Origin of the sequence: Bartonella sp. AA9NXGY (assembly GCF_042196845.1) — a bacterium.
Classification (GTDB): Bacteria; Pseudomonadota; Alphaproteobacteria; order Rhizobiales; family Rhizobiaceae; genus Bartonella.
On sequence record NZ_JBHIRB010000068.1, the window covers coordinates 1 to 2100 of the forward strand.

Annotated in this window: 1 protein-coding gene and 1 pseudogene; both read left to right on the top strand. The window is 44.0% G+C overall.

Features of this window, described 5'->3' with window-relative positions; translation table 11 throughout:
* Window positions 1-36: 36 nt before the first annotated feature.
* Window positions 37-1311 (top strand): annotated as a pseudogene (locus ACFIM6_RS09790) (phage portal protein); the annotation flags it as partial.
* Window positions 1312-1324: 13 nt separating this feature from the next.
* Window positions 1325-2100, top strand: a 776-nt coding sequence (locus tag ACFIM6_RS09795) for a hypothetical protein (protein ID WP_375612662.1), incomplete at its 3' end; no start/stop codon positions are given.

The window sequence follows — 2100 nt, forward strand, 5'->3', positions numbered from 1 at the left end:
ATAACGCTAGATTATGATTATAAATCAATGCCTTGAACGCTTGTTGAATGCCGTTGGTTTGAAAGCGAGCGATATTATAAGGCGCCGGATTTAGAAACGGGTGAATTGCGTGATTATAGTGAAGAGGAATTTAAGCAATTACAGTGCATGATGCCCGATATTCAAGGGGCAGCTTTCAATAAAAAGGTTGTAAAACGTGCTTTTTTAGGCAGGAAATTGCTTGAATGCCCCGATCAACCTTTGGTTCCAGCGGGTCAATTGGGTTGGGAGTGTATAACGGGGTATTTTGACAAGATAGAACGGCAATTTTATGGGGTTGTAAGACCGACAAAAGATCCACAACGATGGGCGAATAAATATTTTAGTCAAGTGATGCACATTCTCAATAGCCAATCCAAAGGCGGGATAATGGCAGAGCGGGGCGCATTTGAAGATGAGAGAGAAGCTGTAAAGAGTTGGAGCAGGGTTGATAGTATTACGGTTTTAAAAAATGGTGCTTTGGCTGGTGGTAAGATACAACCAAAACCCGTAGCGCAATTTCCAGCAGGCTTTTTCCAACTGTTTAATGAAGCCAAGGAAGCGATTAATCAAGTTACGGGTTTATCGCCTGAGTTTATAGGGACGAGAGAAGTCTCACAAGCGGGGATTTTAGAGGCACAACGGCGTCAATCCAGTCTTAACCTGCTAGCTTGTCTGTTTGATGGTTTGCGTTTGTATCGCAAGCGGCAAGGTAAGATTATTTTGCATCTGATACAGAATTATTTGTCTGATGGTCGTTTGGTACGGATATCGGGTGAGGAGAATGCGCAATATATTCCGTTGACCCGTGAAGCGGTGATGAGTGTAGATTACGATATTGTGGTGGATGATGCTCCAACCAGCCCGAATGAGAAAGAGCGTACCTTTGGCATTATCACGCAATTATTACCGTTGCTTCAAAATGCCGTAACACCGGATATTATGCTTGATTTGCTTCGTTACTCACCCTTGCCTGCGTCATTACTCAATCGTGTAAGCGAGAAGATGCAACAGCAGCAAATGGCACAACAAGCCCAACAACAGCAGATGGATCCCGAACAGGAAATGAAGTTGCAAGAAAAGCAACAGGATATGGCGACTAAAAGCCAGATGCAACAGATGGATTTACAACAAAAGCAGATTGAATTGTTCATGCGTCAGAAGAGAGCGGAATTGGAAGCCGAAATGATGCAACAGAGGCATGACATTGAACGTCAGAAGCTTCTCAATGAACAAGCACACAATCAGATTATGCGAGAGAGAATAGCATTGCACAGAGGCATGCATATTTGAGAGAGGTGAAAGAATGAATGCAGAAATGAACGAAGCTATGAATGAAGATTACAGGGTTGGTGCACCGGTATTTGATGATGAGAGCTCTTTTGAGAGTGATTACGAGGTCGAAAACGTTGAGAGTAATGATGCGACACCTCCAGAGCCGGTTGCAGAGCCCGTTGACAAGCCTTCAGAAATCGTTCCTATAGATCGGCAACATGCAGAACAACAAGCCAAACAAGCCCGTGAAGCGCTTGTCAAGTTTTATGAATCTCAAGCCCAGCCACCAATGGTTGAAGGAGAAGGTGCGCCCCCAGACCTACGTGAGGACCCAATTAGCGTATTAACGTGGATGTTAGATAAGATTCAAAAGCAAGATGCGTATATTAGGGCACAGCAGGATGTTCAAAGGCAAGCCATTGAATCCCACGAATTTAATGATCATTTGAACCAGTTTTTAGAAAGTTCTGTTACATCAATTAAAGATAAATACAGTGATTTTGATGCGGCGGCGGATTATCTTTATGAGACGCGTGCAAAGCAATTGAATGCATGGTCCTCTGTTTATCCGAATTATGCACAAAAGAGCACGATAGATGCGATTATAGGGGATGAATTGCGTACGATTGTAGCGACTTGCGCCCAAAAAGGGGTTAATCCAGCAGAAGAGCTTTATAGGATAGCGCAAAACCTTGGCTATCAGAACCAAGCAGTGCAAGTGAATAATCAGGTTGCTGCGCTTCAAAGCCGGCAGAATTCTGCGAGAACCTTAACGGCATCTGGTGGAGGGGGCAGTGTTGGACCAAT